This window comes from Sporosarcina koreensis, assembly GCF_001531445.1.
Lineage (GTDB): Bacteria > Bacillota > Bacilli > Bacillales_A > Planococcaceae > Sporosarcina > Sporosarcina koreensis_C.
Map to the genome: position 1 here is coordinate 1 of NZ_LQYA01000086.1, position 9,540 is coordinate 9,540.

The 9,540-nt window shown below is 49.7% G+C and carries 12 protein-coding genes and 1 pseudogene; 11 read left to right on the forward strand and 2 right to left on the reverse strand.

What is annotated here, in order from left to right; all coding sequences use genetic code 11:
- Both AWV70_RS23820 and AWV70_RS11135 read left to right on the forward strand, forming a co-directional pair.
- Positions 1-299, forward strand: a pseudogene (locus tag AWV70_RS23820) (DNA helicase); the annotation flags it as partial.
- A 61-nt stretch (positions 300-360) separates the two neighbouring features.
- Entirely contained in the window at positions 361-1,338 is a 978-nt protein-coding gene (locus AWV70_RS11135; protein WP_060207059.1) for a toprim domain-containing protein, read from the forward strand.
- 161 nt (positions 1,339-1,499) lie between these two features.
- On the opposite strand, the gene AWV70_RS25330 is transcribed toward AWV70_RS11135, so the two are convergent.
- Together AWV70_RS25330 and AWV70_RS11145 are read right to left on the reverse strand one after the other, a co-directional pair.
- Complete coding sequence (locus AWV70_RS25330; protein WP_060207061.1) at positions 1,500-1,712, reverse strand: helix-turn-helix transcriptional regulator; 213 nt, start codon at positions 1,710-1,712, stop codon at positions 1,500-1,502.
- A gap of 69 nt (positions 1,713-1,781) precedes the next feature.
- A complete protein-coding gene (locus AWV70_RS11145; protein ID WP_060207063.1) occupies positions 1,782-1,994 on the reverse strand; it encodes a helix-turn-helix domain-containing protein in 213 nt (70 codons plus the stop codon).
- Between the two features lie 188 nt (positions 1,995-2,182).
- On the opposite strand from AWV70_RS11145, the gene AWV70_RS11150 reads away from it, so the two are divergent.
- From AWV70_RS11150 to AWV70_RS11180, 9 genes are all read left to right on the forward strand, one after another.
- Entirely contained in the window at positions 2,183-2,785 is a 603-nt protein-coding gene (locus AWV70_RS11150; RefSeq protein ID WP_060207065.1) for a hypothetical protein, read from the forward strand.
- A gap of 166 nt (positions 2,786-2,951) precedes the next feature.
- Positions 2,952-3,116: a hypothetical protein gene (locus tag AWV70_RS23825; protein WP_160327651.1), complete on the forward strand. Its 165-nt coding sequence runs from the start codon at positions 2,952-2,954 to the stop codon at positions 3,114-3,116.
- Positions 3,113-3,700: a hypothetical protein gene (locus AWV70_RS11155; RefSeq protein ID WP_060207067.1), complete on the forward strand. Its 588-nt coding sequence runs from the start codon at positions 3,113-3,115 to the stop codon at positions 3,698-3,700. The genes AWV70_RS23825 and AWV70_RS11155 overlap by 4 nt, the downstream gene beginning before the upstream one ends.
- Positions 3,701-4,193: 493 nt before the next feature.
- Positions 4,194-4,940, forward strand: a complete 747-nt coding sequence (locus AWV70_RS11160; protein WP_060207069.1) for a hypothetical protein — start codon at positions 4,194-4,196, stop codon at positions 4,938-4,940.
- Positions 4,941-5,151: 211 nt separating this feature from the next.
- On the forward strand, positions 5,152-5,370 hold the full coding sequence (locus tag AWV70_RS24515; RefSeq protein ID WP_235588631.1) for a hypothetical protein: 219 nt from the start codon (positions 5,152-5,154) through the stop codon (positions 5,368-5,370).
- A gap of 257 nt (positions 5,371-5,627) precedes the next feature.
- Positions 5,628-6,038, forward strand: coding sequence for a hypothetical protein (locus tag AWV70_RS11170; RefSeq protein ID WP_153009962.1), 411 nt, complete (start codon positions 5,628-5,630; stop codon positions 6,036-6,038).
- Between the two features lie 34 nt (positions 6,039-6,072).
- On the forward strand, positions 6,073-7,983 hold the full coding sequence (locus AWV70_RS11175) for a hypothetical protein (protein WP_060207075.1): 1,911 nt from the start codon (positions 6,073-6,075) through the stop codon (positions 7,981-7,983).
- Between the two features lie 193 nt (positions 7,984-8,176).
- Positions 8,177-8,338, forward strand: a complete 162-nt coding sequence (locus AWV70_RS23830; RefSeq protein ID WP_160327652.1) for a hypothetical protein — start codon at positions 8,177-8,179, stop codon at positions 8,336-8,338.
- On the forward strand, positions 8,325-9,540 hold a 1,216-nt coding region (locus tag AWV70_RS11180), incomplete at its 3' end, for a DNA polymerase I (RefSeq protein WP_153009963.1). The genes AWV70_RS23830 and AWV70_RS11180, both read left to right, overlap by 14 nt.

A 9,540-nucleotide genomic window follows, 5' to 3' on the forward strand; every position in this document is an offset into this window, starting at 1 on the left:
TTCTTGGATTCTACGCGGTACAGGCGACGGTGGAGCGGAAAGAACTAGACGAGGACGATAACCGCGTTCTCAATCTACCTACGCGTGATCAAGTTAAAACGTCCAAGCGACTGCTCGATATAGCGACGAACCTTATCAGCTTCGATAGTCTTGAAAAAGAAGGCCGGGCGATGATCGGAATTGAGAAAGGACGGAATGGTGGCGAAGACTTTCGATTAGAATTGATTGCGTTATTCGATTTCGGCGTAGTCAAAGAACTCGAGACTGGCGAAGCTATTGCGGCGGATTTCGATTTTTAATTTGTTCTTTAGTTTTAATCCATATCAAGTTAGGATAGTAGTTACTCGAGGAGGCGAACGCATGGCAATCGTAAAAATACGTAATCAAGCGCTCAACATCGACATTGCCGAAGAACTCGAAGACTTCGACTTCGGCTACAACGCAGACTGGCGCGCGGACAAGCTAATCGCACGCTCACCGTTCCGCGACGATAACCGACCATCCTTCTACGTCCACCTAGACGGCGATTCAGCCGGCACGTGGGGCGATAGCGGCAGTGGTCAGAAAGGCGGCTTGCTCGCGCTACTCGCTGAATTGCGCGGTGAGTGCGAAGCAGAAGTCGCGGACTATCTCACGGCCAAGTACGGAGCGCCAACGAAGCCGGGCGAACCTATTCGGATCAATGCGCCGAAGCTACGGACGCGCCAAACGCACAAGACGCCAGAACCAGTCACGCAAGCGGTAAGTCCGTACTTGAAAACGCGAGGTATTAGCGATGAAGTCCAGCGCACGTATGCCGTTGGATATGGCGAGGACAAGCCGGGCTTTACGGCAATTCCGTGGCATACGCCGGACGGTCGGCTCGCAAATATTAAATACCGCAGCACGCGCGGTAAGGACTTCTTTTATGCGAAGGGCGCGACGCCGATTGCCGACTTAGTTTACGGGCTGGACGTAATCAACGAACGCGGCGAAACGGAAGCGGTACTTTGCGAAGGGGAAATCGACGTGCTTTCGTGGCGGACTGCGGGCATACCTGCGATTGCGGTCGGTAGTGCATCAATAAGTCCTGCGCAAGTAGACGCGATCAAGCGCAGTAGTTTGCGAGTGTTGGCGCTAGGTGGCGATAATGATGCGGCGGGCAGACGGTTGAATGAGCGCGCGGAGACGGCGCTTCAAAGTCATTTGCGGATATGCGAGGTGGATTACGGAGACTATAACGATGCTAACGAGGTATTAATCGCAATGGGAAGCGAGGGTTTACGGAATTTGTCAAACTTTACCGTATTTAAATTGACTGAAAGCACTATACAATTGCGCAACATTTCGGTAAAATGAGGTAAGCGCGGTTGGATTATCATGAGTTGTCGAATAATGGAATAAACGACTTTACATCGAACTATTTTCGCGATAAGATGTAACGGCGATACAGGTTAAACAAAACGTTACCTTGCGCCTGGACGAGCGCGTAACTCGTCCACGACATGCGATACTGCGCGTTATGATAATTCGTAATCGTAGAGATCGTCGAGCGAACAGCGCAAAGCTATAGCAAACTTCACCATCGTCGCGATGTTCATTAGTCGCCTATTATTCTCGTATGCGGAGATAGTTTTCTCGCTTATGCCCGTCCTAACTTCGAGGTCATACTGGGTCCAACCGCGCGCAGTTCGAAGGTCGTATAGTTGACAACGCAGCGTAACGTTTATCACCGACCACCTCCAAGGTTAATTTTACCATAACGGAGGGACGTAGCGTAATACAATGAAAAAGACGCCTGGTTAGGCGTCAGTGTTGTGGATGATTTCGACTACATCTTCGATAGGTAAGTTGAGGTGGACGCAGATTGCTTCGATCACTTCGAGGCTGACTGGCTTGTTATTGCGAATTTTCGTAGCTGCACCGGACGTTAATACTTTTTCTTCATAAAGCGTATTGACCGACATACCTCTTTTTTCTAAATACGAAACAAGTGCGCGATAAGAAATAGCCATAATAATTACCTCTTTCTGTTATGTATTACCTAATATTATACAGTAGAAAAATAATAATGCAACAACTTCAGTTGATTTACGACTGAAATAGTGTATACTATGAAACAAGTACAAGATTTAAAAGTTTTTTGCGCAAAAGTGTGCGAAACTCAAAATCTATGTATATAAGATAGTAGGAGGAGATAATATTGAACTTTGAACAACAATTTAATAAGTTTCGAGCGTACATCAAAACTCTTTCACGGAGATATTCGGCGGCAACCGGAATCCCATACGCGGAGTTTGAAAGCGCACTGAACGAGGAATTTTTCCTTAAGTTCGAGGGGTACAAGGAAGGTGCGGGTAAATTCTCGGCTTACATGCGGGTAGTCCTCACTCAACGGGCGTCAAGGGTCGCTAATCGGAAAGAACGGCAATTCTACGATTCGATCGAATATATCGACGGACAAGCCCATGAGAATGCAGACGGGGAAGAAGCCGCAACTCTAGAGGTACCTTCCGAATACGACTTAGAAGGAAACGAAGTGATCCGGCAAGGACACATTCTTATCCGATTACACAGAAAAACGGACGCTGATAAGCGGCAACTTATCAACGCCCTAGTAGAAAACAGTGACTCACTGACGACGGCAATCGTCAACGAGTATCTAATTACGACAGATGCAAGACCGACGGCAATCGGTAAAAACCTAGGCATCCATCACGAAACAGTATCCCGCAAGTTACGACGGTTGGCCCAAAATTTCAACGAGACTCAATTCGGTAAAATTAATGAATACCTAGCCGTGTAATGCGGATGATGTAGGCAGCCTTAAAAACTGCCAAACAAAGGTGTCTTATTTAGTTGTGGGTAGAATTTTATATAAGTACTTAATAAAGTACTCTAAAAATACTATCCACAATTTATTATAACACCGTTGATTATAGGATACAACAACTTTTAGGAGGTAAATAGCAATGTTTATATATGAATTGCAAAATCTAGGCGAATTCTCCACGCAATCACGACGCAACCTCGACGAAGCTAAACTAACATATGCGCAATACGACGGAGATATTCCGGCAGACGACGATCCGGCGGATTACTACACGCCGGCCCTGAAAGGGGTGCGCCTCGCATGACGGAACAACTTCGCGGCAAACGCGCCTATGCTTGTAGCGACCACGCCAAGCGGCGCGCAGCAGAACGGCTCGGCATCGCATACGCCGACGCGCATCGCCAGCTCATGAACTACATGCAGACGGCGGTCTACTGCGGCGCAACGTCAAATAGCCGTATTTTCGACCACTATAAATCACGGACGCGTCTCGTGCTTGATCCGGACAAAGACGTAATTATCACGGTTTACAGCCTCGACGACATCGCAGAATACCGCGGCTTCGAACCGCAAGCTGGCGTACTGACCGACGCAATCAAGACGACAATTGCGCGCGAACTGCGCAAGGCACATCGAACGTTTAGACGGTCTTATCGCCAGTATACCCTCGCACTTGCGGATTTAAACGTTGAAATCGCGGAGCTATTCCGCAATAAAGTCCGGTGCAAACACCCAGGGACGCAGGCGCTAATACAGTCGCAAATTGACGTACTGGAAGACGAAGCAAAGGCGATTCGAAGCGCGATGCAGACGCAAGAGAGCGAGTTCCGCGCGGTTGAAGAAGAAGCCTCGATATATTTACGGACAGAAGGCGAAATGGTTTCGTAAAGTTAACGTAAAATTGACGCGGAAATATAAAGTTAATTACGCGCCGATCCGTGCGAGTGTCGTGTCCAGAACGCTTTAATGCGGTCGTCGTTCGACTGCGCCCGGCAGGGTAGCGAGGGCATCGCGAACGGCTTCCTTCATATACGATAGCTACGGTTAGCGGGTGTGTTCCGGACATGCCGACGTAAGGTTCGACTCCTTATCGTAGAAGGACGCACGGTTGGGCGCGTAATTACGAAATGATTAACGGGAGGGATGACGTATGAAACGCGCCTAAAGAGCGCAATAAAGCCGGCACTTGCGTCGGCTGATACGTTCGCAAGTCGTATGGGGACAGGGTAAACGTGCAGTAAATTCGGACAGTTCGTAACCTACGATGTAAGCCGCGGTGCGAGCGTATCAGCGGGCGCAGGTAGTGGACGCACACTTGACGGGCAACGCGTGGACGCACGCAACGCCTTTACCGATAATACAACGCAAAGGGGACGTTAAATTGACGAATTACACAGCAGGCACAGACGCACTCGACGCATTGAACGCAACAAATGACGGAGGCAGCGGGGCGGAGTTTACTTCGTTTAAGTCCGGTAGTTCCTTCTTTGTAAAGGTACTAGGGACGGCGAACCTAATTACGTTTTATAGCTACGGTATTTACAAGCAGATCAACAGCTTTGTCGCGGACAAGCCATCGAAGAAATCGGCGGCAGGCTATCCGGTTGCGGACCTTACGCCGTGGGACAAAGCGTGGAAGTATCATAAGGACTTGTCGCAGGATTTCAACGATCATCACGGGCAAGAGGCAGGCAAGTATCGCGCGAAACAACGCTTTGCAATGGGCTTTATCGACCTCGATACTGGCGAGCCTATCATCGTAGACGTTTCGAAGAATCAAGCGCAGGCCATTCATGGCGCAATCAAGAAGTACGAAAAGCGTATCGACAAGCTCGCGTTCGAACTATCGAAGTCAGGCGAAAGTACCGGCACAGTCGTAAGTCTAACGCCAGTCATCGACATGGAGGAAGACCTGACGGACAAGCAGCGCGAGAACTTTTCCAAAGCACCGGCTAGTTTCGATATGACGCTATTCGACGGACTGCTATTCGAAATCGACGAAGCCGAGCAAGTGAAGCTACTGACACAGGCGGGCTTTGACGTAAGTTTGATCGGATACAGCGCGCAAGCAGGTTCTACCGACGCGCCAACTGACGACGAGGACGGTAGCGACCCTCTTCCATTTTAACGGGGGGTCGTCCGCGCCACGGCGCAAACTAAACGAAAGGAAGGCGAACAACATCGCACACGAAACGCAAATTACTGGCGCAATCAGCGAGCTGACAGCAGCTTCGCTACTTATGACGCAAATGGGCTACGAAGTGGCAAAACCACTAGTCCCCGAAGTTTACGACTTCCTGGCGCGCGACCCGCTGAATGGCGAGGTCTACCGCGTACAGGTGAAAACTTTGAGGGTGCGGGCAGACCGCGACAATGCTCTCGTAGTATATGCGCGCAAAGGTAACGGCGAGCCTTATACGTCGGATGAAACGGATTACATTATCGGGGTGGACGGAAATCGTGCTTTTATGTTCGATTGTACAGGTCTGACCGAGTATTGGAGTACGGAACAAACAGCAGAGAAGCGGTGGGTTAAGTTAACTAGAGAGGTGGGTTAAATTCTATCGGAACTTTTATCGACATAACAGGGCAGCGTTTCGGAAGACTGGAAGTCATTAAGCGGCAGGGAAACGATAGTCAGAATAAGGCTATGTGGCTTTGCGTATGTGATTGCGGGAACGAAGGGGTTATCCGAGGGGTTGACTTGCGGATAGGAAAATCTAGATCGTGCGGGTGCCTACGACTAGATGTCAACAAGACAGCTAATAAAACACACGGAATGAGCGGTACTCGCTTTTACAGAGTGTGGGCAGAAATGGTAAAGCGCTGTTCCAACCCTTCATATAAGCAATTTAAAGATTATGGCGGCAGAGGAATTAAGGTCTGCGAAAGTTGGTTGGATTTCAATAATTTTATGACCGACATGTACGGCAGTTATTTAGAGCACTCTAGCAAGTTTGGAGAGTCTAAGACAACGATAGAGCGCAAAGATGTTGACGGGAACTACTCGTTAGATAATTGCGAATGGGCAACACCTCTCGAACAATCTAGAAATCAGCGTCTGCGCAGTAATAATACGACCGGAGTTGCTGGAGTCGTTCCTTCTAGAAGCGGGAAATGGGAAGCGCGGATCAGGGCTAACTACATCTCCATACACTTAGGGACTTTCGAAAGTTTTGAAGATGCAGTAAAGGCAAGACGTGAAGCCGAGAAGGTGCATTGGTGAAAAACTAAACTACGGAAAAGGCGGCGGTTTGAATATGGCGAAACTAGAAAACGTACGTACAATCGATATGGTAAACGGAGAAATCACGAAGATTGCGTATGATGGAGCGGAGTACGTGAAGGTCGAAGAAGAAGCGAAGGTAGACGACATTCTTTTACGAGTCAAAAACGGTATCACAACGCAAGTTACGGTGGGTGAATTCTACGAGGCACACCGTAACGAGGGTGGTAATAGCGATAAAGTTTATTATCGCGACGAAGGGGGAGACGTAATGAATTCGCGTAGTAGTAACTTCGTAGCATTCCGCAAAGTCAACGCAGACATCACGACAGTCCTCGCAGAAGTGGCAGACCGCGTAACTGCGCTAGAAGGTCGCGTGGATGTGCTCGAAGGCAAAGACGAGGAATTAAAGGAAGGCGACAAAGTACGTATTTCCGGCGCGAGTGTTTACGGAAGGGACTCCGATGGTGAGTACGGAACATACCAATACGCGGACAGCGACGGCGAACACTTCGTAAAACTAGACAGCGGGACGGGGCGATATTTCTTTCGGAGACAATTAACGAAAGTTGACGCACCTACTCAAACGATCACGCACAACGGCGCCGAATACACGCTAGTTGACCGCAAAGCACAGCCGGGCGATGTCGTCGTGTTTACGGAGAATAGTAATAGTAACTTTACCAAAGGGAAGGCGTATGGAACGGTATATGAGCGAGGTGACGCTTTAAGGGTGTTGGATATCGAGGGAATACAGCGCAGTCTATATCACCCGACATTCAAACGCACAGAAGCGAACACACTCGTCTACGCGCCGAAAGCTCAGTCGTTTCAAGTCGGCGATTACGTCAAGCCGTTGCCGAGCGCAGATAGTGAATATGGCATAACAGGCGGAAGCATGAAACTCGGTAAAGTGAAAACGGTAAATAGCGACCTCTTTTACATCGAGGTCGTTGCGCACGAAAACAGTCGCATCATCGGGCGTGAGCTTAACGTAAGAACGAAGCACTTTCGCAAAGCAACGCAGGAAGAAGTCGAAGCCGTTACGCAGCCTAAAACGGGCGACATCGTAGTGATTACGGCGAATACGAACGGATCGCGCAATGCAGTCGGCGACATCGGTAAGGTCGGATATACTGACGGAATTTGCGCAAATGTAGACGTGCCGGGTAAGCCGAAAACTCCGAAGGTTCGCGGAAACTGGACGATATTAACCGAAATGCGCCTCGCAACGCCTGCGGAAATTGCGAAGTATGAGGCTGCGGTAGCCGACGCAGAGAAGCCGAAGCTAAAGGTCGGCGATTATGCGGTTGTTACCGGCGGCAGCAACGGACTTACTGAAGTCGGCGACGTTGCAAGGATCGTGAAGGACGATAACAGCAGTATTCCGTACAAACTCGAACACACAAACGGAGGATATGCCGGATGGAAAGCCGCGGTTAACTTACGCAAAGCAACCGACGCAGAAGTCGCGAAGGCTAAAGCACCGAAGCTGAAAGCGGGCGATTACGTGCGCGCACTTGCTGACGGTGAGTACGACGATATGCTCGAAGGCGATTTAGGTAAAGTCGAAAGAGAGGACGAGTACGACGAATACAGCGTTAAAGTACGTCTACTCGACGGTTCTGACTACGACTTCTTCCGTCCGCAAGACATCGAACTTGTCGACGCTGAAACGGCGCAAAAGGCGGAATTATTCGCGAAGATTGGACGCAAAGTGGACGAGTTTAAGAAGGGCGATATTGTGCGTTATGTTCCGGGTGAAACTAAAATCCACGGACTTCGAGAATATCCGGGAATCATTACGGAGGTCGAGAAGATAGGCTGGGACGGCACCATCCTATTGCGAGAGCCTGCGTTTGTAACAAGCAGTTACGGAATGTACACGGCCGTAAGTGAACTCGAATTATTAACGCCAGTCGAATCGCGTGTTGACCGCAAATGACCAACGTAAGCAACGCCTGCCATTGCGGTAAGCAACTCGACGCAACCGACCCGCACACGGACGCAGTTTACGATGACAACACGAAACGCTACTTTTGCGACGTAGACTGCTTCCGCGATTGGGCGGACGAACATTTCGACGAAGTTATTGCGTTTTACGAGAAGATGAATGTTACTTAACGGAGGGATGTCGAATGGAAATTCGAGTAGGGGACGCTATCCATTTTACAGAAGACTTCCCGAATTTAATCGTAGTAGAAGAAGCTGCGGCGATGGGAAGCGGAAAGATTGCGAGGAAGACGGCGCAGTATTGGGTGGATAGACGCGAGGATGTGTACGTTATTGAAAGACGTTAAACTGACGCTGAATTTGCGCAGCCCAACGAAGGGAAGCTCCGAAGCGGTGACGAAAGCTGCGGCGACTAAGCGGGCGAACACCGAGACAATGGACGAGGCTTGGGCGCGTATAGGCGAAATGAAGCTTACGGACAACGAACGCAGACTATTCGACCTTGCGCGGAAATCCCACGAAGCTGGCGAAGTCGGACGGTTACGAACCGGCAAACTAACGAAATCCGAAGTTCTCGAAATGGGGCGCGAAATTGCGGCGAAGCAAGAGGAACGATTGCGCGAGGAACGTATACGCGAAACACTCGCAAACAAGCCGGACGGTTACTATATCCTAACGGACGATAGCGAATTACCTGCGTTCGTCGAGCGATTGCGTGAGGAAGTACGACGTCAGCGCGTGGAGTGGACGAATAGATTCGACGTTCTAGGCGTCGACTCCATGACTGCGGGCGACTTCGAGGGTACTGGCATCGACTCGTATATCGACCTTTCTATCGGATTCTCGATATGGCTGCCGTTGCTTGACGAAGGCTATTACTTAGCTTACGGACACGTTGCGGGCTTTGACGTTCCATACGCGTTTCAGTCGACCGACAAGCAACTGACGCGTTCGAAAGTGCTTGCGGCCATTACGCCGTACCTAACGCAACCGACGCAAGGCAAGACGTTCCACATGGGATCGGCCCGATACGATATGCACATCGCAGAGAATGACGGCTATTCGATGCGTGGCGTAATTTGGGACACCTTAGACGCCATGCACTTAATGAACGAACACGAGGAGTATTACGGATTAAAGCCGTTGATTCAGAAATACGGACGGCATTTCGGCATCAAAGGCGACGTTTATTCGTTCGATGATCTTTTCGGTAACCGAAGCCCTGCGCCGTTCAATACGGAAATCGTCGGCATCTATGCGATTAATGACGTTAAGTACGGATGGGCGCTTTTCGAGTGGCAATTCGAACTAATGCGCAAGACTGACCGATTACTCGAATGCTATTCGCTAGTTGACAAGGACTTACCGGAAACAGACGTTTTCTTGGAACGCAGCGGCTTCCTACTAGACTTCGACTTATTGCGCGAATTAGAAGCGGAGTTTGAGCCGAAAGTTGAGGAAGCTACGCGCCGAGTGTTTGAAACGTACGGAATAGACGACGATTTCATACGCAACATGGACCGAACGATCAACGCTAACAAAATCAAGC